The following is a 19,365-nucleotide window of genomic DNA, read 5'->3' on the forward strand; positions in this document are numbered from 1 at the left end:
CATTGGACGGCGCCGCCCGGCCCTGATCGCGCCACAGCCATGGCCGCGTCTTGGGCCGTCCGCCGTGGAGACGGCGCGTTCCCGCGCCGAACGGAGTCATGGCTGTTTTGAAACGCACCGGCCGGACGGACGCAATCCGCGCCGTTCTCGCCTTCACCTTCCGTCACTGGAGCCGCCGGAAGCCGTTGGTGGCCTGGATCGCCGGCACCATCGCGCTCGCGACGCTGGCCGACGTCTTCATGCCGCTGTTCGCCGGCCGTCTGGTCGACGCGCTGGCTCTGCTGCCGGACGACCGCGAGACGGCGCGCGACGCCGCCGTCGGCGCCTTTGCCGCCATGGTCGGGCTCGGCGCCGGAATGGTCGTGCTGCGCCACCTCGCCTGGAGCGGCGTCATCCCGTTGACGTTGCGCATCATGGCCGACGTCGGCCAGGACAGCTTCCATCGCGTCCAACGCTTCTCAACCGACTGGCACGCCAACAGCTTCGCCGGCTCCATCGTCCGCAAGATCACGCGCGGCATGTGGGCGCTCGACACACTGAACGACACGCTGCTGCTGGCGCTGTGGCCGTCGCTGGTCGTGCTGGCCGGAACGATGCTGCTGCTCGGTCTGCAATGGCCGGTGATGGGGCTCGTCATCGCGCTGGGGACGGCGGTCTACATCGGGTTGACCGTGCTCTTCGCGACGCTTTACATCGCCCCGGCGGCGCGGCTGTCCAACGCCTGGGACACGCGGCTCGGCGGCACGCTGGCCGACGCCATCGGCTGCAACGCGGTGGTGAAGGCGTTCGGCGCCGAGCCGCGCGAGGACGAGCGGCTGGCCCAGATCGTCGGGAAATGGAGCCGCCGGACCAGCCGCACCTGGACCCGCCACACCCGCCACAGCACGGCCCAGCTCGTCATCCTGCTGATGATCCGCAGCGGCGTGGTGGCGACCGCCCTGTGGCTGTGGTGGCGGGGGCAGGCGACGCCCGGCGACGTCGCCTATGTGCTGACCACCTATTTCGTCGTCCATGGCTATCTGCGCGACATCGGCATGCACATCAACCATCTCCAGCGCTCGATCAACGAGATGGAGGAGTTGGTGGCCATCCACGCCGAACCGCTGGGGGTGGAGGACCGGCCGGACGCCGTGCCCCTGCGCATCACGGCTGGCGAGGTGCGCTTCGACCGCGTCACCTTCCGGTATGGCGGCCACACGACGCCGCTCTACCGCGACCTGTCGGTGACGATCCGGGCCGGCGAGCGGGTCGGGCTGGTCGGGCCGTCGGGCTCGGGCAAGACAACGTTCGTGAAGCTGATCCAGCGGCTGTACGACGTGACCGGGGGGTGCGTCCGGATCGACGGGCAGGACGTGGCCAGGGCGACGCAGACCTCGCTGCGCTCGCAGATCGCCATCGTCCCGCAGGAGCCGATCCTGTTCCACCGCTCGCTTGCGGAGAACATCGCCTACGGCCGCCCCGGCGCGACCGCGGCGGAGATCGAACGGGCGGCGCGGCTGGCCAACGCGCATGACTTCATCGCGCGCCTGCCCAAGGGCTACGCGACGCTGGTCGGCGAGCGCGGCGTCAAGCTGTCCGGCGGCGAGCGCCAGCGGGTGGCGCTGGCCCGCGCCTTCCTGGCCGACGCGCCGGTCCTGATCCTCGACGAGGCGACCTCCAGCCTGGATTCGGAGTCGGAGGCGCTGATCCAGGAGGCGATGGAACGCCTGATGCAGGGTCGCACGGCCCTCGTCATCGCCCACCGCCTGTCCACCGTGCGCAGCCTGGACCGCATCCTGGTCTTCCACCAGGGCCATATCGTCGAGGAGGGAACCCACGCCGCCCTGCTGCACCGTCCGTCCGGTCTCTACCGCCGCCTGTTCGAGCAGCAGTCGGCACCGGAGACCAACCGTCGGATCAGCGGCTGAAAGAGGAGCGTTCGATCGTGCCGCAGCCTCGACGCGAACATTGCAGCCCGTGACCGCCGGGAATGTCGTGGTGCGCGGTTTTATCACCAACCGGATCGCCGGCCGCCGATGAGGGGCGGATCGCCTCCGCCTTTCCTCGGCGGCGCCCCTCTCTTCGACGCTGGCTCCGGCCTGTCATGTGTGGTTCGATCTCAACGGAGCCCGGCTGGCGCGGAACGATCGTTCCACCGAACGTGGGCTTTGGACTCCGTCATCGTCTCGGCAAGCCATTTCCAGGGCAACGCGCATCATCCACAGCCGCGATGGCGGGCCGGGCCGGCCAAGACAGCACAACGGGAGGGTGGCAACGATGGACTACCGCAAGCTCGGCCGCAGTGGCGTGAAGGTGTCGCCGCTGTGCCTTGGCACCATGATGTTCGGCGGCCCCACCGACGAACCGACGGCTGTGCGCATCGTCGCGGAAGCCGCGGAGGCCGGCATCAACTTCATCGACAGCGCCGACGTCTACAACGAAGGCCGGTCGGAGGAAATCGTCGGCCGCGCCGTGAAGGGCGACCGCGAGCGCTGGGTGGTGGCGACCAAGGTCGGCAATCCCACGGGACCGGGCCCGAACCAGCGGGGCCTCTCGCGGCGCCGGCTGCACGTGGCGTGCGACGCGAGCCTTCGGCGCCTGGGCACGGATTGGATCGATCTCTACTACCTGCACCGTGAGGACCCCGACACGCCGCTGGAGGAGACCGTTGCCGCGCTGGGCGACCTGATCCGCAGCGGCAAGATCCGCGCTTTCGGCGTGTCGAACTTCCGGTCCTGGCGCATCGCCGAGATCTGCCGTCTGTGCGACCGTCTTGGCATCGACCGGCCGGTGGCCTGCCAGCCTTACTACAACGCCCTCAACCGCATGCCGGAGGTCGAGATCCTGCCCGCCTGCGGCCACTATGGCCTGGGCGTGGTCCCCTACAGCCCGCTCGCCCGCGGCGTGCTCACCGGCAAATATCGCCCCGGGGATGAACCATCCGCCGACACCCGCGCCGGCCGCAAGGACCGGCGCATGATGAACACGGAATGGCGCCCGGAAAGCCTGGACATCGCCCAGGAGATCAAGAGCCATGCCGAATCGCGCGGCATCACGCCGGGACAATTCGCCGTTGCCTGGGTGCTCAACAACCGCCTTGTGACCGCTCCGATCGCCGGGCCGCGCACGGAAGAGCAATGGCGCGCGTACCTCGGCGCGCTGGATTACGCCTTCACCGCCGAGGACGAGGCGCTGATCGACCGGCTGGTGACGACCGGACATCCCTCGTCTCCAGGCTACAACGACCCCGCCTACCCCATCGAAGGGCGTCCCGTGCGAGCCACCTCTCCGGCCGGACCTTAAGGCCACGCCGGAGCACCGTGCCCCATTCCCGAAAGGGCCGTTTCGAACGACCCAGCGCCTTTGCGGCAGCTTGAACCACCCGGCAACGGCCCCTGAGGCGTTTGCGCATAAGGCGAAGACCTGAGCCGGATCGATCTTGCCGTGGAAGCGCCAGAATCAGGTCGGTCTCTCTGTGGCCTGACAGTCGACTCACGGAGGGGGATCCCCGGGGGCGATCCGGGAAGACCTGATCGCCGCCTCGGCTTCCTCATCATCCCCCCTCGTCAGGCTGCTGGGACGACCGTTCGAATCCGCTTGGTTTCGTCGCATGGGTTGCGGCACGTGGCCCAGGCCGGTGCGCTTGCCAACCGGAACCCTTTGAAAGCGGTTGCATAGCCCGCGGCTCTTCCTAAGATGGAACGCCCATGAAAAGCTCCTACCCTGAGAGGATTTGTGAACTGCACCGCCGCATTAACGCTGATTGCCACAATCGTCACTGCCAGTTTTCCGGCACTGGCCCGCGATGAGCGCCTCATGTTCCCGGTGGGGGCTGCCCTCGGCACAGCCGCCGCTCAGGAGAAGTTGGACAGGGGCGTGAAGCTCTATTTCGGTGAGCAGAAGCACCCGAAGCCCGTTGCCAACCTCGGCGAATGGGCGACCAACAAGAAGACCAACGCCTTCAACAAGTCCGATCAGGAAGCCTGCGAGTGGGTCTTCCTCAGCGCCGTTCTGGAACTGCAGGAGCGCGCCCGCAAACAGGGCGGTGATGCGGTGATCAACATCAAAAGCAATTACAAGAACACGGAGACGAACAGCAACACGGAATACATGTGCGGCGCTGGCAACATCATGGCAGGCGTGGCTCTCAAGGGAACCGTGGTCAAACTGGGCGCCAAGTAGAGCGGCCGGCATGGGCCTTGCGGCCGCAGCGATGCCTGGACGGATACGGAAGACGAGGAGTGAGCGATGCGGCGTCGGCTGTTGCTGGCGGCGGCCTTTGCAGCGACGGCGCTGACCGGCGCCTGCACCGCCGATCCGCCGCCCCCACCGCCGGCCGTGACCGCCACTCCGGTGCTGACGGACGGGGCGATGATCGCGAATGACGGCGCGCCGATACCGCTTCACACCTGGCAGGCGGAGAGCGCGTTGCGCGCGGTGATCGTCGCCGTCCACGGCATGAACGATTACGGCCTCGCGTTCGACCGGCCGGCGCGGCTGTGGGCGCAGGCGGGCATCGCCACCTACGCCATCGACCAGCGTGGCTTCGGAAAGGCCATGGAGCGCGGTCATTGGTACGGCGGAGAACGCATGGCCGAGGATGTCGTCGCGCTGTCCAGGCTGGCGCGCGAAAGCCATCCCGGCGTGCCCGTCTATCTGCTGGGCGAAAGCATGGGCGGTGCGGTCGTCGTTCTGGCGGCGGCGCGGGCGGAGCGGGGACTGCTGTCCGGCATCGTGCTGTCCGCTCCGGCGGTCTGGGGCACCGGCTTTCGGGCGACGGTGACGCTGGATGCGGCCATGATCCTCGGTTCGCTGGTGCCGGACATGACGGTGCCGCCGCTTCGGGTGGCCACCCCCTCCACCGACGATCCGGTGGTTTTGCGGCGCATGCGCGAGGACCCTCTGATCATCCATCGGACGCGCTTCCAGACGCTGGCCGGCATCGTGGACCTGATGCACGACGCCCGTTTCGAGGCGCGCAAGGTGGACGTTCCGGTGCTGCTGATGCTGGGCGACCTGGATGTGCATGTGCCGCGCGACGGGGTGGCGGCATTGGCCAGGTCTCTGCCGCCGGACACGCGCATCGCGCTCTATCCGAAAGGGCGGCACCTGCTGATGCGCACGCTGGACGGCGACCGGGTGACGCAGGACGTGGCCTCATGGGTGTCCGACACACGGCGCGCCCTGCCAAGCGGTGCCGACGCGCGCGCCCAGGCATGCCCGGCCCTGATGACCAGACCGCACCGCGGCTGCCCCCCGCCCCGGGCGGTGGCCGCCCCACGCCCTCCCAAGCCGGCCATCGACGGCAAGACCGGCAACCGCCTGCCCACGCCGGCCACCGCACCGCAAAATTGATGCACCCCTCTATCCACAACGTGACCCTGTCATGATAGGGTCCCGATTCGCCCCCATGGCGTCCGGAAACGGCAGGACATGACTTTGAAGACCGGTATCCGCGCGCTTTTCCTAATTCTCGCGACGGTCGCCGTGCTCGGCGGCTGCAGCCGTCGGCAACCCATCTACAGGGTAACCGACCAGCCCATTCCGGCGGCATCGCGCGACCTGCCCGCCGCCGCGCTCCAACGGACGATCATGGAGGCGGCGACCGACCGCGGCTGGACCGCGGAGTGGAAGGCGCCCGGTGAGATTCTGGCGACGAAGGCGTGGAAGGACCACGAGGCGGTCGTCGAAATCCGGTATTCGCAGGAAAGTTACACCATCGATCATGTGTCCACGACCAACCTGCGGGAGCATGGTGAAACCGTTCATCAGGCTTACAACAAGTTGGTGCGCGCGTTGCAAGACGAGATCGAACGGCGCCTGCGCCAAGCCAAACACTGAGTCCGGCCCGCATCATGACTGAAACCCTGCGTGTCGCCATCCGCGGCTGGTGTGCCTGGGCACCGGACCGCAGCACCCGGGCCGCGTGGCGGGACTGGGCGGGCGCGCCCGCCATGCCCGACGATGGCCCGCTGCCGGCGCTTCCCATGATGCTGCGCCGTCGTGCCTCGCCCATCGGACAGAAGCTGATCGCCGCCGCGCTGGCCTGCGGCGACGCGGCGCACACGGCGCGCTACGTCCTCGCTTCCGGCCATGGGGAGCTGGCGCGGACCGTCGGCATCATCGACTCGCTGCGGCAGGGCGAATTGCCATCGCCGGCCGAATTCAGCCTGTCCGTGCATCACGGTCTGGCCGGGTTGTTGTCCATCCATACCGGCAACCGCCGCGGCCACACGGCGCTGGCCGCCGGTCCCGACAGCTTCGGCTTCGGGCTCCTGGAAGCCGCCGCCAGCCTGGCCGAAACCCCGTCGGAGCCGGTGCTGCTGCTCTACACCGACGCGCCGATGCCTGACGAGTACGCGCCGTTCCGCACCGCAGCCGACGAAGCCCTGCCCCTGGTGGTCGCCCTGGCGCTCGGCCCCGCGGATGGTGAGGGCGAAGGGCTTGCGCTGCAGTGTGCACCGGCGGCCGGCGGGCCGGCCGCGGAGTCCACGGCGCTCGATTTCATGCGATTCCTGCTGTCCGGAGCGCCCCGGGCAACCTCGCGCGGGGCGCGGCTCGACTGGGTGTGGCGCCGTGCCGATTAGGTTTCTGGACAGGCTGTGGCGGCGCGCGGCCACCGGATTCGCCTTCGCCTTCCTGTTCGGCGGCGGCGCGATCCTGGCGCCCACCGTCTTTCCGCTGGTGGCGCTGACCAGCCCGGCGGGCGCGGTCCGGCGCCAGCGCTGCCAACACCTCGTCCATCTGATCTTCCGCTTCTACATCCGGATGCTGCGCGTGCTGCGCGTCATCGACCTGAAGGTTGAGGGCGCCGAGCGCCTGCGCGACGGACGTGGCAAGCTGGTGGTGGCGAACCACCCCTCGCTGCTCGACGTGGTGATTCTGATGGCGCTGATGCCGCGCGCCCAGTGCATCGTGAAGAAGGAACTGTGGGGGAGCCGCTGGCTGGGCGGCATGGTGCGCGGCGCCGGCTACATCCGCAACGACCTCGACCCGGAGGCGCTGCTCGACGCCTGCCGCGCCGCGCTGGAGGCCGGCGACGGACTCATCATCTTCCCCGAAGGCACCCGCACCGTCCCCGGCGAGCCGGTCCGCTTTCGCCGCGGCTTCGCCAATCTGGCGACCCTGCTGGAAGCCGAGGTGCAACCGGTCACGATAACCTGCAATCCGCCCACGCTCATTAAGGGCGAAAAATGGTGGATGATCCCGCCACGCCGACCGATTTTTCGCGTCATGGTAGGGGATCGTCTGGACGTTACCGGGTTGCTCGGCTATCAGTACCGCTCGCTGGCGGCCAGAAAGTTGGTGCGCAGCTTGGAGGATTATTTTGCGGAACGGTTGGCCGATGGAAAAGCTTGAACGTGAGTTGAAGACCTTGATTGTTGACGCGCTCAAGCTGGAAGACATTGCCCCAGAAGAGATTGACAGCGAGGAACCGCTCTTCAACGACGGGCTGGGCCTCGATTCCATCGACGCACTGGAACTGGGCGTCGCACTGCGCAAGGCTTACGGCATCAAGATCGAGTCCGTGACCGACGACGTGAAGCAGCACTTCGCCAACGTGCGCTCTCTCGCCCGCTTTATTCAATCCCAGCGTGCGGAGTAAGGGCCATGCTGACGCAGGATGAAATTTACGCGCGCCTCCAAAGCTATCTCGAAGACATGTTCGAGGTGCCGCCCGAGAAGATTTCCCGCGAGGCGCGACTGTTCGAGGATCTCGACCTCGACAGCATCGACGCGGTCGATCTCGTGGTGAAGTTGCAGGAACTGACCGGCCGCAAGTTCAAGCCCGAGGAGTTCAAGAGCGTCCGTACGGTCGGCGATGTTCTCGACCGCGTGCATGCCCTCCTCCAGGAATAGGCTGCCCCCGTTCGGCGTCGCGGCCCTGGTCGTCGCCGGGGCCCTCTATCCCGTGCTGGTCTATGGCGGGCGGGCTTTGGTGCCGCCGCTGGCCTTCGTGGCGGTGGCCCTGGCGCTGATCGGCGCGCGCTTCGCCATGTGCTCCTCGCCTGCGGCGCGGGTCTGGCGCCTGCCGCTGGCGGCGGCGGCGGCCCTGGTCGGCGTGCTCGCCGCGCTCGATGGCGCGCTGGCGGCCAAGGCCTATCCGGTCGCGCTCAGCCTCGGCACCGCGGCGGTGTTCGGCGCCTCGCTGTTGCGCCCGCCCAGCCTCGTCGAGCGATTCGCCCGTCTTCAGGAGCCCGACCTGCCACCGGCGGGTCAGGCCTATTGCCGCACCGTCACCGTGGTGTGGACCGTCTGGCTGGTGTCGAACGCCGCCGTCGCCGGGGCGCTGGCCCTGTGGGGCAGCGACGAGGCGTGGGCGCTGTGGACCGGCCTCATCGCCTACATCGTCATGGGCCTGTTGTTCGGCGGCGAAGTCCTGGTCCGCCGCTCCATGCGCCGGAGGCACGCCGGGGCATGACCGCCATTCCGCTGTCCCGTCTGCTCGCCGTGGGGCGGCCGGACGACGCGCCGGTTGCCGACGGCGTCACCTTCGCCCGCTTCCGCGTCGACGTGGCCGGCAACGCGGCACGGCTGAAGGGGTGCCGGCGCGGGCTTCTGGTGGCGGCGGACGGTTATTGGGGCGCGGTGGGGTTGTTGGCGCTGCTGCACGCCGGCGCCGAGGTGACGATACCGCCCAACGCCCAGCCGGGAACGCTGGCCGCCCTGACCGCGGACGGGGCCATCCCGGTCGGCGGCGATCTCGGCAGCGATCTCGGCGGCAACCTGGGGCCGGGTGGCGAGGGGATGGCGTTCGCCCCGCTCGACCCCGAGACGCCCTTGACCTTCTTCACCTCCGGCTCGACCGGCGAGCCGAAGCGGGTGGTTCGCACCCTCGGCATGCTGGAGGCCGAAGCGCTGGCGACCGAAGCCGTGCTCGGGCGGCTCGCCGGGCCAACCGCTCGCGTGCACGCCACGGTCCCCCACCAGCACGTCTACGGTCTGAACTTCCGCCTGCTGTGGCCGCTGGTCACCGGCCGCCCCTTCGCCAGCGCCATGCACGAGCTGTGGGAGACGGCGCTGGCCGCGCTCGACGCTGGGTCCGTGCTGGTCACCAGCCCGGCGCACCTGACCCGGCTGGCTGGGATCGCGCCGCTGCCACCGTCGCGGCGTCCGGCGCTGGTGCTGTCGGCCGGAGCCCCTCTCCCGGAGCCCGCTGCGCGGGAGGCGGCGGCCGTCTTCGGCACGCCGGTCACCGAGATCTTCGGCAGCACCGAAACCGGAGCCATCGCCCACCGCCGCCGCGAGGCCGGTGATCCGTCCTGGCGCCCGCTGCCCGGCGTCGTCGCCGGACGCACCCCGGACGGTCGCCTGCGGGTCGGCGCGACGCATGTCGAGGGCCGGAAGCATGTCGGCTCGGACCTCGTGGAGATGGCCGAGGACGGCGGCTTCCGCGTCCTTGGCCGCGCCGACCGGATCGCGAAGGTGGAGGGCAAGCGCGTCAGCCTGCCCGAGGTGGAGGCGCAGCTGCGGCGCTCCCCCCTGGTGGCCGACGCCGTCGTGCTGACGCTGGAACAGCTCTGCGCCGTCGTGGTGCCGAGCGCCGAGGGTGCGGCGCGCTTGGCGGACATCGGCGCCTTCCGCTTCGGCCGCCTGCTGCGCCGGGAATTGTCCGCCGTTCAGGAACCCGCCGGCCTGCCGCGCCGCTGGCGCTTCGTGAGCCGTCTGCCGGATGGCGCGCTGGGCAAGCGTCGGCATGCCGACATCGCCGCCCTGTTCGAGGAGAGTGCCCTGCCTGAGATCGTCATGCCTGTGATCGCCACACATCGGCCGACCGCTCCCGACGTTCGCGCCGTCCGGCCGCTTGCCGACGGGGTGGAACTGGACCTCTTCATTCCCGGCGACCTTGCGCAGCTCGACGGTCATTTCCCCGGTATGCCGATCGTGCCGGGCGTGGCGCAGATCGATTGGGCGGTGACGTTCGCCAACACGCATCTCGGCCTCGGGATCGAGGCGGCGCAGTCGCTCCAGGTGAAGTTCCGGCGCGTCACCGTTCCGGACACGCTGGTGACGCTGGCGTTGCGCCACGCCCCGGCACGGCGGCGCCTGACCTTCGAGTACCGCTGCGGGGACGAGACGCTGTCCTCCGGCTCCATCGGCGTGGAGGGGATCGCCCCATGATTTCGGCAGAGGTCAGCACCCGCGCGCAGTTCTACGACCTGGACCCCATGCAGGTGGTCTGGCACGGCAACTACGCCCGGTATCTGGAGCAGGCGCGCTGCGCGCTGCTCGACCGCATCGGCTACAATTATCCGGAGATGGCGTCGTCGGGATACGTGTTCCCCATCGTCGACCTCCATGTGAAGTACGTGCGGCCGATCCGCTTCGGCCAGTCGATCCGGATCACCGCCACTCTGGTCGAGTACGAGAACCGCATCCGCATCGACTACCGCATCCACGACGAGCCGAGCGGCGAATTGCTGACCAAGGCGCGCACCGTGCAGCTTGCGGTGAAGGAGGACGGGGCGGAGCTGTGCTTCGAATGCCCCGCGGTGTTCACGGACAAGGTGAGGGCTCTGCTGTGACGCGCATCGTCGTCTTCCTCCTGGCGCTGCTGGCCGCCTTCCCGGTGCTTGTTGCCGAAACGCTGGCCGCCGAAACACTGAGCGAGGGGCAGGTACTGCGCGGCGCCTTCGTGCAGGAGCGTTTCCTCAAGGGCTTCCAGGCGCCGCTGAAGAGCGAGGGCCGCTTCGTCCTGGCGCCCGGCCGCGGGCTGATCTGGCGCACCGAAACCCCCTTCGCCGTCACCACCGTCATGAGCCCCGCCGGCCTTGTGCAGGAGGTGAAGGGCAACGAGACCATGCGCCTGCCCGCCGCGCGCCTGCCCTTCATGTCGAAGCTCTACACCATGCTGGGCGGCGCGCTGACCGGAGACTGGAAGGCGCTGGAGGACATGTTCGCGGTGGAGCGCGGGGGCGGCACCGACGCCTGGACCCTCCACCTGACGCCGCGCCGGGCCGATGATCCGACCATGCCGATCCGCGCCATCGACGTGCGCGGCGGGCGCTTCGTGGATGAGGTGGAGATCGTCAAGCCCGACGGCGACCGCGACCGCCTGACCTTCCGCGACCAGATCCTGAAGGCGGAGCCGCCGACGGCGGACGAGGCGGCGCTGCTGGCCTCGGCGGGCCGTCCGTGAGACGGCTGGGGGCGCTGCTCTGGCTCGCGCTCGTCCTGCTGGCCAGCGGCTATCTCGCGCTGCGCCTTCACGACGGGCTGGGCTTCCGCACCGATCTGCTGGCCCTGCTGCCGCGCGAGGAGCAGGACCCCGTCCTGCAGCGCGCCAACGACGCGGTGACCAAGGCGCTGGGTCGCCGGGTGCTGGCGCTGGTCGGGCACGCCGACCGCGAGACCGCCCGCAAGGCGGCGACGACGCTTGGCGACGCCCTTCTGGCCACGGGGCAGGTGGAACGGATCGGCGAGGGCATCGACGTCGACCGGCTGAAGCGGCTGGGGGCTCTCTACTTCCCCCATCGCCAAAGCCTGCTCAGCGATGGCGACCGGGCGCTCCTGGCGGCCGGCAAGGGGGAGGAGGTCGCCACCCGCGCGCTGTCCCAGGCGTTCGGCTTCGCCGGACTCGTCGATGCCGGGCTGCTGCGCACCGACCCGTTCCTGCTGCTGCCCTCCTTCCTGACCAACCTGCCCTTCCCGCTGTCGCGCCTCACCCCCGACGAGGGCATGCTCAGCGTCACCGAGAACGGCACGACCTGGGTGCTGGTCAGCGCCGTGCTCGCCGGCGAACCGTTCGAGCTGGACTTGCAGGACCGGCTGGTTGGCGCTTTCGACGCCGCCGTTCGGGACATGCCGGACGTCACGGTGAAACGGCTGGGCGCCGTGTTCTTCGCGCACGCCGGCTCCAAGACCGCGATCACCGAGGCGTCCACGCTCGGCACGCTGTCGCTGGTCGGCACCATGCTGCTGGTGGGGCTGGCGTTCCGCCGGCCGGGGCCGCTGCTGCACAATCTGCTGGCCCTGGGCGTCGGGATGACGGTCGGGCTGAGCGGCAGTCTGCTGCTGTTTGGCGAGTTGCATGTGGCGGCGCTGCTGTTCGGGTCCAGCCTGATCGGCGTGGCGGTGGACTACAGCCTGCATTACAGCGCCAGCCTGTTCGACCCCTTGTCGGGGAGCCCGAGCGACCGGCTGCGCCACGTTCTGCCGGGCATCGCGCTGGGGCTGGTCACCACGTTGATCGGCTACGCGGCGCTGATGCTGGCGCCCTTTCCGGGGCTCCGGCAGATCGCCGCCTTCTCGATCATCGGGCTGGTGGGCGCCTTCCTGACGGTGGTGCTGTGGCTGCCCTCGCTCGACCGGGCGCGGCGGCTGACGCACGGCGCCTTGATGCTGCGCGCCGCGGCGGGCCTGTGGAGCTTCTGGGAGGAGCGGCGCTGGCGTGGCGTGCGCCTCGTTCTCGTGCTGGGCTGCGTGCTGGCCGGAGCGGTCGGGCTGGCGCGGCTGTCGGCGGACGACGACGTCCGGCGGTTGCAGGCGGTCTCGGCGGAGCTGAGGCACGAGCAGGACGAGATCCAACGGCTGATCGGCGCCACCACCGCCGCGCAGTTCCTGCTGGTGCAGGCCGCGGACGACGAGGCGGCGCTGCGGCGGCAGGAGGATCTCGCCGCCACGCTGGCCGGGCTGAAGGCGAAGGGAAGCATCGCCGGCTACCAGATGCCGGCCGCCTTCGTGCCGTCCGCCCGGACGCAGCGGGAAAACCGCGCGCTGGTCGCCACGACGCTCGACGGTCCGCTGCTGGCGGCGCAGCGCGCCAGCCTCGGCCTGCCGCCGGCCGAGCCGAACAAGGCGCCGGAGGGGGTGCTGACTCTCGACGACGCGCTGGCGGCGGACAGCGTGCCGTTCCTGCGCGAGCTCGTGCTTGGGCCGGGATTGCATGTGGTGGCCTTGCAGGGGCTGAGCGATCCGGACGCCGTGCGCGCCGCGGTGGCCGGCACGGCCGGCGTCCGGCTGGTCAATCCGACGGCGGACTTCTCGGCGCTGCTCGCCAAGTACCGGCACCGCGCGCTGCTGCTGACCGGGCTGGCGGGGCTGCTGATGCTGCCCGTGCTGATGTGGCGCTACGGCTGGCGCGGGGGGCTGTGGGCGCTGCTGCCACCCGCGGCGGCGCTCATCCTGGCGCCCGCGGTGGTGGGGCTGATGGGGCAGGACTTCACCTTCTTCCATGCCATGGCGCTGGTGCTGATCCTCTCCATCGGCGTGGACTACGCCGTCTTCTGCGCGGAGAGCGGCGTGGAGCAGCAGCCGGTGACCATGCTGGCGGTGTGGCTGGCGACGCTGACGACCCTGCTGTCCTTCGGACTTCTGGCATTCAGCGCCGTTCCGGCGGTGCACAGCTTCGGTGTGACCATGCTGGTCGGAATCTCGATTGCCTTTCTTTTCGCACCGCTGGCCGCGCGCGGCACACGCCACAATGAAGCCACAAACAATGCGCGGCTACTCTGATTGGTGTATGCTCTACGTCAGATTCGCTTCTGGGAAATCGCCTCACGTCATGACCATGCATAAGGGGTGGGTCGCGCTCCTGTTCCTGCTCGGAGCGTGCGCCTCCGTGCCCGGCGGCGGCCCGGCGGACCCAAGCACGCCGCTGCTCGCCCCCGGCGAGCCGCTGGCCCTGCCGCGCCCGTCCGATCTCGGGCAGAGCGTCGAGGCGGCGCAGCTCATCACCGCCAGCCGCGACGGTCAGACCTTCGTCTTCGAGGGCCGGATCAGCGTCACGCCGGAGCGTTTCCTGCTGGTCGGGGTGGACAGCCTGGGCCGCCGCGCCATGACCGTCACCTGGAGCGATGCCGGGCTGGAGGTGGAGACCGCACCCTGGCTGCCTCCGGCCCTGCGGCCGGGCAGCATGCTGGCCGACATCGTCGTGCTGTACTGGCCCGAAGCGGTCGTGCGGCAGGCGCTCGCCCCCGCGGGCGGCACGCTGAGCGCCGACGCGCACCGCCGCAGCGTGCGCATCGGCGGCAAGGAGGTGCTGCACGCCGAACGCAGCTGGGTCGACGGCGCGCCGTGGACCGGCACGCTGCGCTACGCCAACCTCGCCTGGGGCTACGAGATCGAGGTGCAGTCCATGGCGGCATCCACGGCAGCATCCCAGGCGGCGGCGCCATGAGCCGTCCGCTCGGACTTTCCGCCCTGGGCCTCGCCACTCCCATCGGCACCGGAACGGGCGCGGTCGCCGACGCCTTGTTTGTCGGCACCCGCGACGGCCTGCGCCCGCGCTCCGGCTTCGTGCCCGGCCGCGCCGTGCATGTCGGTTCGGTGGACACGCCGCTGCCGCCGGTGCCGGCAGGGCTGGAAACCTATGACTGCCGCAACAACCGCCTGCTGCTGCTGGCCCTGGAGCAGATCCGGGACGCCGTCGAAACGGCGGCCGCGCGCCACGGCCGGCACCGGATCGCCGTGATCATCGGCACCAGCACCTCGGGCATGGCCGAGGCCGAGGCCGGCTTCGCGGCGATGCGCCTCAATGGCGCGTGGACGGGTCCGTTCCATTACGACCAGCTCGCCACCGGCGGGCCGGGGGAATTCGCGGCGCGCGCGCTGGACCTGCCGGGGCCGGCCTACACGGTGGCGACGGCCTGCTCCTCCAGCGGCAAGGTGTTCGCGTCCGCCCGGCGGCTGATCCGCGCCGGGCTGTGCGACACCGCTGTCGTCGGTGGGTCCGACACGCTGTGCGGCACCACGCTCGGCGGCTTCAGCGCACTGGAGGCGGTGTCGGCGGGCCTCTGCAATCCCTTCAGCGCCAATCGCGACGGCATCAACATCGGCGAGGCGGCGGCGGTCTTCCTGCTGACCGCGGAGGACGCCCCGGTGCGGCTGCTGGGCGTGGGCGAAAGCTCCGACGCGCACCATGTCAGCGCCCCCGACCCGGAGGGCCACGGCGCCCTCGCCGCCATGCGGGCGGCGCTGGACGACGCCGGGCTGACGCCGTCGGACATCGCCTACGTCAACCTGCACGGCACCGCGACGGCGCTGAACGATTCCATGGAGGGCAAGGCGGTGCACGCGCTGTTCGGCGACGCGACCCCGTGCAGCTCCACCAAGGCGATGACCGGCCACACGCTGGGCGCCGCCGGGGCGTGCGAGGCGGCGTTCCTGTGGCTGACGCTGAACCCCGCCCACAACCCGGACGGCCGGCTGCCCCCGCACCTGTGGGACGGTGCGCCCGACCCGGAGATCCCGCCGCTGAACCTGATCGGCCCCGGCGCCACCTTCTCCGGCGGGCTTCCCGCCGGGCCGGCGGCGATGCTCAGCAACTCCTTCGCGTTCGGCGGCAGCAACGTGGCCCTGGTGCTGGGCCGGGGGGACCGGCGATGAGCGCGTGTCCGTGGCCCATCGAGGATCTGCTGCCCCACGCGCGGCCGATGATCCTGCTGGACGAGGCGGTCGGACGGGTGGACGGCCGCTTCGTGTCGGCGCTGACCGTGCGGGAGGGGGCGCCCTTCGTGGTGACGGGGCGCGGTGCCCCGGCCCATGTCGCCGTGGAGTGGATGGCGCAAACCTGCGGCGCCCAGGTTGGGGCCGAGGCCAGGGAAGCCGGCGGCGACGTCCGTCTCGGGCTGCTGCTGGGCACGCGCGACTTCCGCGCCTCCGTTCCCTGGTTCGCCATCGGCGAGCGGCTGGAGGTGTCGGTGGCGCCGGTCTTCCGGGACGAGAACATCGGGTCTTTCGATTGTGTGGTGACGCGCGCGGGCACCGGGGAGGAGCTGGCGAAGGCCCAGCTCACCGTCTACCAGCCCGAGGACACGGCCGCGCTGCTCGCCAGCCAAGGGGTACAGGTCAAACGATGAAGAAGACGATCCTGGTCACCGGGGCCAGCAAGGGCATCGGCCGCGCGGTCGCGGAACGGCTGGCCGCCGACGGTTTCGCGGTGGTCGTGCATTACGGCCGCGACGCGGCCGGCGGCGAGGCGACGCTGGCCGACGTCCGCAACGCCGGCGGCGAGGGCCGGCTGCTCGCTTTCGACATCGCCGACCGCGACGCCGCCCGCGCCGCGCTGGAGGCCGACATGGAGGCGCACGGCCCCTATTGGGGCGCCGTCCTGAACGCCGGCATCGCCCGCGACGCCGCCTTCCCGGCCATGGCGGACGACGATTGGGATTCGGTCCTCAACACCAACCTCGACGGCTTCTACAACGTGCTGAAGCCGCTGGTGATGCCGATGGTCTCGGCTCGCAGGGGCGGGCGGATCGTGACGCTGTCCTCGGTGTCGGGGCTGATCGGCAACCGCGGGCAGGTCAACTACAGCGCCGCGAAGGCCGGCATCATCGGCGCCACCAAGGCGCTGGCGATCGAGTTGGCGAAACGGAACATCACGGTGAACTGCGTGGCACCCGGCATCATCGAAACGCAGATGACCGACGGGCTGCCCATGGAGGAAGCCCTGAAGCTGGTTCCCATGCGCCGGGCCGGACGGCCGGAGGAGGTGGCGTCGGTGGTGTCCTTCCTGTGTTCCGACGGGGCGGCGTACGTGACGCGGCAGGTGATCGCGGTGAACGGGGGTATGGTGTGATGCGCAGGGTTGTCGTCACGGGCATGGGCGGGGTGAGCGCGCTGGGCGAGGACTGGCCGACCATCCGCGCCCGCATGGCGAAGGGCGAGACCGCCGTCCGCACCATGGCGGAGTGGGACCGTTTCCACGGGATCAACACGCGCCTCGCCGCCCCGGTGACCGGCTTTTCGGTGGACGACCGCTACCCGCGCAAGAAGACGCGGACCATGGGGCCGGTTTCCCGGATGGCGGTCTACGCCACCGAGAAGGCGCTGAACGACGCGGCCCTGCTGAACGACCCGTTCGTCCGCGGCGGGCGCGTGGGCATCGCCTACGGATCGTCGTTCGGCAGCCCCGCCCCGGTGATCGCCTTCGCCGAGCTGATGACCCAGGGCGCGTCGAAGACCCTCAACGCCACCAGCTACATCCAGATGATGAGCCACACGGCGGCGGTGAACATCGGGTTGTTCTACGGCGTGACCGGCCGCATCATCCCGACCAGCAGCGCCTGCACCTCCGGCAGCCAAGCCATCGGCTACGCCTACGAGGCGATCAAATGGGGCAAGGCCGACGCCATGATCGCCGGCGGCGCCGAGGAACTGGACGTGACCGAATCGGCGGTCTTCGACACGCTGTTCGCCACCTCCACCCGCAACGACCGCCCGCACACCAGCCCCCGCCCCTACGACCGCGACCGCGACGGGCTGGTGATCGGCGAAGGCGCCACCACCTTGGTCCTGGAGGAACGCGAGCGCGCTCTCGCCCGTGGCGCCAACATCCACGCGGAGATCGTCGGCTTCGCCTGCAACTCCGACGGCAACCACGTCACCCAGCCGCAGGCCGGGACCATGGAGATCGCCCTGCGCCTAGCCTTGGAGGACGCCGGGGTGTCGGCGGACGCCATCGGCTTCGTCAACGGCCACGGCACGGCCACCGAATGGGGCGACATCGCCGAGACCGCCGCGACCCACGCCGTCTTCGGCCCGCGCGCGCCCATCCATTCGCTGAAGAGCTATTTCGGTCATTCGCTGGGCGCCTGCGGCGCTCTGGAGGCGTGGCTGGGCATCGAGATGATGCGCGAGGGCTGGTTCGCCCCTACCGCCAACCTGGACAATGTGGACGAACGCTGCGCCGAGCTGGACTACATCATGGGCGAGGGCCGGCGGATCGACACCGAGTTCCTGATGTCCAACAACTTCGCCTTCGGCGGCATCAACACGTCGCTGGTGTTCCGGCGCGGGTAGGAGGGCGCGGGTAGGAGGGCGCGGGTAGACGGGCGCCTACTCCGCCGCCTCGGACTCCGCCGGGGATTCCGCCGGGACCCCCGTTGCCAGGTTCGCCGCGCTCACGCCGGAGATCACCACCGCCTCGACGCCGGGACCGCTTTGGCAGCCGGCGCCGACCAGCATCAGCCCCGGCAGCGGCGTCTTGTTCGGCGGGCACCATTGACCGCGGGCGGCGCCGTAGATGGCGCCATTGTCGGCGAGCGCGTAGCGGGTGAAGGTCGTCGGGCTGGCCGTCTGGCGGTAGAGGATGCGCCCCCGCAAACCGGGAAGCACGCTCTCCGCGGCGGCGACCAGACGGTCGGCGAAGGCTTCCTTGCGCTGGCGGTTGGCGGCCTTTCCGGCGGCGAACCATTCGGCGGCCTCCGGTTCGGGCCGCAGGCAGAGCATGGTGACGGCGGCGTGGCCCTCCGGGGCCAGGGACGGATCGACCGCGCTCGGGTTGCCGATTCCGAAATGCAGGCCGTCCGCCCCGACGAACACGCGGGCCGGCAGGTCCGGAACGCCCTCCACGGCGAGGCTGACCAGCACCGCCGTGGGGCCGCGCTTCAGACCCTTCACACGCTGGGCGTAGCGCCTGGGCAGCAGCGCCGGGTCCACCAGACGCGTCAACGTGCCGACCACGTCGGAATTGGCAAGCACCAGCGGCGCCCGGTGCACCGTTCCGTCGGCGGTGGCGATGCCGGCGGCCCGGCCGTCCTCGGTCAGGATGCGTTCGGCGCGGGTGCGCAGAAGGACAGCGCCGCCCCGCTCCCGCACCACCGCGCACAGCAGCTCCGCCAGCCGCTGAGAGCCGCCGGCCGGGTACCAGCCGCCTTCCAGATAGTAGCCGAACAGCGGCGCCATCTCACGCACGGGCAGCAGCTCGGGGCGGTCGGTGACGTACTCGCTGATGGTGGTCAGCAGGGCCTTCAGCCGCGGGTCGCGCAGATGGGTGTCGAGCATCTCGGCGTAGGGGCGGTGCATCCAGCGCCAGGCGTCGGGCCGGCGAGCGGTCCAGGACCGCATGGCCTCCAGCGTGGCGGGCGGCATCGGCACGCCGCCGGTCTCGTCCACATCGGCGTAGAGATCGGCGTAGACGCGCCCCATCTCGGCGAAGAAGGCGGCGATCCCCGGCGCCTCTTGAGGGAACAGCGCCTGGAGGCGGGTCACCAGATCCGCCGGCTGGTCCGGTACATCCAGGCACAGGCCGTCCTGCACATAGCGGTGGCGGACCCGGCGCCAGTCCATGCGCTGCGCCACGCCCAGGCCGTCCAGCAGCCGCCGCAGCGGGCCGCGCGGGCCGAGCCCGCTGAAATCCTGCACCCCGGCGTCGAAGATGTAGCGCCCCACCGAGCCGTCCCGGCCGCGGACCTTGCGCAGCCAGGACGAGCAGTAACCCCCCGGCCGGTCGTGCGCTTCCACCACCAGCACCTTCAGCCCGCGGGCCGCCAGAGTCGCTGCGGCCGACAACCCACCGATCCCGGCGCCGACCACCACCGCGTGATGCTCGTGTTCCCCGGCCGGCCAACCGCCGAACGTCGGCATCGGCCACGCCGAGGACTGACCGGACGAGGGACGATGCGTCATGGAAGGAAGGCCGGGCCATGCAGGACGAGGGTC

At 70.4% G+C, this 19,365-nt stretch carries 20 protein-coding genes; 19 read left to right on the forward strand and 1 reads right to left on the reverse strand.

What is annotated here, in order from left to right; genetic code table 11:
* The first annotated feature begins 98 nt into the window (after positions 1-98).
* The 19 genes from ABAZ39_RS10455 (at position 99) to ABAZ39_RS10545 (ending at position 17,724) form a co-directional block, all read left to right on the forward strand.
* Complete coding sequence (locus ABAZ39_RS10455) at positions 99-1,907, forward strand: ABC transporter ATP-binding protein (protein WP_038529191.1); 1,809 nt, start codon at positions 99-101, stop codon at positions 1,905-1,907.
* Between the two features lie 349 nt (positions 1,908-2,256).
* Positions 2,257-3,282: an aldo/keto reductase gene (locus ABAZ39_RS10460; RefSeq protein WP_038529193.1), complete on the forward strand. Its 1,026-nt coding sequence runs from the start codon at positions 2,257-2,259 to the stop codon at positions 3,280-3,282.
* Between the two features lie 432 nt (positions 3,283-3,714).
* Positions 3,715-4,161, forward strand: coding sequence for an excinuclease ABC subunit A (locus ABAZ39_RS10465; RefSeq protein ID WP_081862952.1), 447 nt, complete (start codon positions 3,715-3,717; stop codon positions 4,159-4,161).
* A gap of 66 nt (positions 4,162-4,227) precedes the next feature.
* The gene (locus ABAZ39_RS10470) at positions 4,228-5,334 is read left to right on the forward strand and encodes an alpha/beta fold hydrolase (protein ID WP_051657935.1); all 1,107 of its coding nucleotides are present in this window, start codon (positions 4,228-4,230) and stop codon (positions 5,332-5,334) included.
* A gap of 78 nt (positions 5,335-5,412) precedes the next feature.
* Positions 5,413-5,820, forward strand: coding sequence for a hypothetical protein (locus tag ABAZ39_RS10475; protein WP_038529195.1), 408 nt, complete (start codon positions 5,413-5,415; stop codon positions 5,818-5,820).
* 14 nt (positions 5,821-5,834) lie between these two features.
* A complete protein-coding gene (locus tag ABAZ39_RS10480; protein WP_081862953.1) occupies positions 5,835-6,566 on the forward strand; it encodes a beta-ketoacyl synthase chain length factor in 732 nt (243 codons plus the stop codon).
* A complete protein-coding gene (locus ABAZ39_RS10485; RefSeq protein ID WP_038529197.1) occupies positions 6,556-7,338 on the forward strand; it encodes a lysophospholipid acyltransferase family protein in 783 nt (260 codons plus the stop codon). The genes ABAZ39_RS10480 and ABAZ39_RS10485 overlap by 11 nt, the downstream gene beginning before the upstream one ends.
* Entirely contained in the window at positions 7,325-7,585 is a 261-nt protein-coding gene (locus ABAZ39_RS10490) for a phosphopantetheine-binding protein (protein ID WP_014239598.1), read from the forward strand. The genes ABAZ39_RS10485 and ABAZ39_RS10490 overlap by 14 nt, the downstream gene beginning before the upstream one ends.
* Before the next feature lie 5 nt (positions 7,586-7,590).
* Positions 7,591-7,839: an acyl carrier protein gene (locus ABAZ39_RS10495; RefSeq protein WP_014239597.1), complete on the forward strand. Its 249-nt coding sequence runs from the start codon at positions 7,591-7,593 to the stop codon at positions 7,837-7,839.
* On the forward strand, positions 7,820-8,401 hold the full coding sequence (locus tag ABAZ39_RS10500) for a COG4648 family protein (RefSeq protein WP_051657937.1): 582 nt from the start codon (positions 7,820-7,822) through the stop codon (positions 8,399-8,401). Before ABAZ39_RS10495 ends, ABAZ39_RS10500 begins: the two co-directional genes overlap by 20 nt.
* Positions 8,398-10,101, forward strand: a complete 1,704-nt coding sequence (locus ABAZ39_RS10505; protein ID WP_051657938.1) for an ApeI family dehydratase — start codon at positions 8,398-8,400, stop codon at positions 10,099-10,101. Before ABAZ39_RS10500 ends, ABAZ39_RS10505 begins: the two co-directional genes overlap by 4 nt.
* Complete coding sequence (locus ABAZ39_RS10510) at positions 10,098-10,505, forward strand: acyl-CoA thioesterase (protein WP_038529199.1); 408 nt, start codon at positions 10,098-10,100, stop codon at positions 10,503-10,505. Before ABAZ39_RS10505 ends, ABAZ39_RS10510 begins: the two co-directional genes overlap by 4 nt.
* Entirely contained in the window at positions 10,502-11,119 is a 618-nt protein-coding gene (locus tag ABAZ39_RS10515) for a LolA family protein (RefSeq protein WP_038529201.1), read from the forward strand. The genes ABAZ39_RS10510 and ABAZ39_RS10515 overlap by 4 nt, the downstream gene beginning before the upstream one ends.
* Entirely contained in the window at positions 11,116-13,434 is a 2,319-nt protein-coding gene (locus tag ABAZ39_RS10520; protein ID WP_038529203.1) for an MMPL family transporter, read from the forward strand. Before ABAZ39_RS10515 ends, ABAZ39_RS10520 begins: the two co-directional genes overlap by 4 nt.
* A gap of 49 nt (positions 13,435-13,483) precedes the next feature.
* Entirely contained in the window at positions 13,484-14,098 is a 615-nt protein-coding gene (locus tag ABAZ39_RS10525; RefSeq protein WP_038529206.1) for a DUF3261 domain-containing protein, read from the forward strand.
* A complete protein-coding gene (locus tag ABAZ39_RS10530) occupies positions 14,095-15,306 on the forward strand; it encodes a beta-ketoacyl-[acyl-carrier-protein] synthase family protein (RefSeq protein WP_038529208.1) in 1,212 nt (403 codons plus the stop codon). The genes ABAZ39_RS10525 and ABAZ39_RS10530 overlap by 4 nt, the downstream gene beginning before the upstream one ends.
* A complete protein-coding gene (locus tag ABAZ39_RS10535; RefSeq protein WP_038529210.1) occupies positions 15,303-15,779 on the forward strand; it encodes a hotdog family protein in 477 nt (158 codons plus the stop codon). The genes ABAZ39_RS10530 and ABAZ39_RS10535 overlap by 4 nt, the downstream gene beginning before the upstream one ends.
* A complete protein-coding gene (locus ABAZ39_RS10540) occupies positions 15,776-16,501 on the forward strand; it encodes a 3-ketoacyl-ACP reductase FabG2 (RefSeq protein WP_038529213.1) in 726 nt (241 codons plus the stop codon). The genes ABAZ39_RS10535 and ABAZ39_RS10540 overlap by 4 nt, the downstream gene beginning before the upstream one ends.
* Positions 16,501-17,724: a beta-ketoacyl-ACP synthase gene (locus ABAZ39_RS10545; RefSeq protein ID WP_038529215.1), complete on the forward strand. Its 1,224-nt coding sequence runs from the start codon at positions 16,501-16,503 to the stop codon at positions 17,722-17,724. The genes ABAZ39_RS10540 and ABAZ39_RS10545 overlap by 1 nt, the downstream gene beginning before the upstream one ends.
* A gap of 36 nt (positions 17,725-17,760) precedes the next feature.
* Here the strand turns inward: ABAZ39_RS10545 and ABAZ39_RS10550 are convergent, their stop codons facing one another.
* Positions 17,761-19,290 (reverse strand): phytoene desaturase family protein, encoded by a 1,530-nt coding sequence (locus tag ABAZ39_RS10550; protein WP_051657939.1) that lies wholly within the window; start codon positions 19,288-19,290, stop codon positions 17,761-17,763.
* Positions 19,291-19,365 lie beyond the last annotated feature (75 nt).

It is taken from the genome of Azospirillum argentinense (assembly GCF_000632475.1).
Lineage (GTDB): Bacteria > Pseudomonadota > Alphaproteobacteria > Azospirillales > Azospirillaceae > Azospirillum > Azospirillum baldaniorum.

What these genes read in the sequence shown, in the direction of transcription:
- ABAZ39_RS10535 (WP_038529210.1), top strand. Translation starts at nt 15,303, where the DNA reads ATGAGCGCGTGTCCGTGGCCCATCGAGGATCTGCTGCCCCACGCGCGG.
- ABAZ39_RS10490 (WP_014239598.1), top strand. Translation starts at nt 7,325, where the DNA reads ATGGAAAAGCTTGAACGTGAGTTGAAGACCTTGATTGTTGACGCGCTC.
- ABAZ39_RS10480 (WP_081862953.1), top strand. Translation starts at nt 5,835, where the DNA reads ATGACTGAAACCCTGCGTGTCGCCATCCGCGGCTGGTGTGCCTGGGCA.
- ABAZ39_RS10505 (WP_051657938.1), top strand. Translation starts at nt 8,398, where the DNA reads ATGACCGCCATTCCGCTGTCCCGTCTGCTCGCCGTGGGGCGGCCGGAC.
- ABAZ39_RS10510 (WP_038529199.1), top strand. Translation starts at nt 10,098, where the DNA reads ATGATTTCGGCAGAGGTCAGCACCCGCGCGCAGTTCTACGACCTGGAC.
- ABAZ39_RS10455 (WP_038529191.1), top strand. Translation starts at nt 99, where the DNA reads ATGGCTGTTTTGAAACGCACCGGCCGGACGGACGCAATCCGCGCCGTT.
- ABAZ39_RS10460 (WP_038529193.1), top strand. Translation starts at nt 2,257, where the DNA reads ATGGACTACCGCAAGCTCGGCCGCAGTGGCGTGAAGGTGTCGCCGCTG.
- ABAZ39_RS10540 (WP_038529213.1), top strand. Translation starts at nt 15,776, where the DNA reads ATGAAGAAGACGATCCTGGTCACCGGGGCCAGCAAGGGCATCGGCCGC.
- ABAZ39_RS10530 (WP_038529208.1), top strand. Translation starts at nt 14,095, where the DNA reads ATGAGCCGTCCGCTCGGACTTTCCGCCCTGGGCCTCGCCACTCCCATC.
- ABAZ39_RS10545 (WP_038529215.1), top strand. Translation starts at nt 16,501, where the DNA reads ATGCGCAGGGTTGTCGTCACGGGCATGGGCGGGGTGAGCGCGCTGGGC.
- ABAZ39_RS10550 (WP_051657939.1), bottom strand. Translation starts at nt 19,290, where the DNA reads ATGCCGACGTTCGGCGGTTGGCCGGCCGGGGAACACGAGCATCACGCG.
- ABAZ39_RS10495 (WP_014239597.1), top strand. Translation starts at nt 7,591, where the DNA reads ATGCTGACGCAGGATGAAATTTACGCGCGCCTCCAAAGCTATCTCGAA.
- ABAZ39_RS10470 (WP_051657935.1), top strand. Translation starts at nt 4,228, where the DNA reads ATGCGGCGTCGGCTGTTGCTGGCGGCGGCCTTTGCAGCGACGGCGCTG.
- ABAZ39_RS10500 (WP_051657937.1), top strand. Translation starts at nt 7,820, where the DNA reads ATGCCCTCCTCCAGGAATAGGCTGCCCCCGTTCGGCGTCGCGGCCCTG.
- ABAZ39_RS10525 (WP_038529206.1), top strand. Translation starts at nt 13,484, where the DNA reads ATGACCATGCATAAGGGGTGGGTCGCGCTCCTGTTCCTGCTCGGAGCG.
- ABAZ39_RS10475 (WP_038529195.1), top strand. Translation starts at nt 5,413, where the DNA reads ATGACTTTGAAGACCGGTATCCGCGCGCTTTTCCTAATTCTCGCGACG.